The sequence below is a fragment of the Rhizobium sp. 2YAF20 genome (assembly GCF_052114685.1).
GTDB lineage: Bacteria > Pseudomonadota > Alphaproteobacteria > Rhizobiales > Rhizobiaceae > Rhizobium.
The window spans coordinates 1-706 of record NZ_JBFRFF010000131.1; the positions used below are offsets into that span (position 1 = coordinate 1).

The 706-nt window shown below is 63.7% G+C and carries 1 protein-coding gene; it reads left to right on the forward strand.

Features of this window, described 5'->3' with window-relative positions; all coding sequences use genetic code 11:
• Positions 1–706, forward strand: a 706-nt coding sequence (locus AB4Z52_RS36240) for a hypothetical protein (protein ID WP_442222619.1), incomplete at both ends; no start/stop codon positions are given.

Genomic DNA, 706 nt, shown 5'->3' on the forward strand with positions numbered 1-706 from the left:
GGCGGCAATCTTGCCGCCACGGCCACGCAAAACATCGGCTATAACAGCCTGCAGAGCCTCGGCAATGCCGCGCTCACAGCGCCCGGCGCCATCGCCTATACCAGCACCACTCGCGTCGGCGGCAACCTCACGCTCAATACCGGCGCGCTGGATCTGTCCGGCAGCCGCGGCAGCCGGATCGCCAGTGGCGGCACGCTTTTTGTCAACGCCGCATCGGCCAATCTCGCCGGCAGCAATCTCGTCTTCGGGGGGCTGGCGCTGAACCTCTCTGGCAGCGCCGATCTTTCCAACGCGCAGGTCAGCACTGTCACCAATGCCGGCGGCTCTGGCGACATCACCGTCTCGGCCGCGAGCCTCGCCATGACGTCAGCCACATCGCTGCTTGCCGCGCACGACCTGACGCTCAACCTGCCGTCGCTCGGCAATACCGGGCAATTTGCAGCCGGCAATAATATTTCCTTCAACGTTGCCGGTGATTTCAACAATAGCCCGTCTGGCCTCGTCTTTGCCGGCAACACCGCCAATCTGTTCGTCGGCGGCACGCTTACCAACAACCAGGGCGCCATCCTTTCCGGCAACGGCCTCGTTATTGCTGGGCCCGGTGGCGGTCAGCGCAACGGCGCCGTCGTCAACATTGCCGGTCTCATACAGTCCGGCGGCAACATGTCGATCCTGACCAACGCACTGATCAACACCACGACCTCCG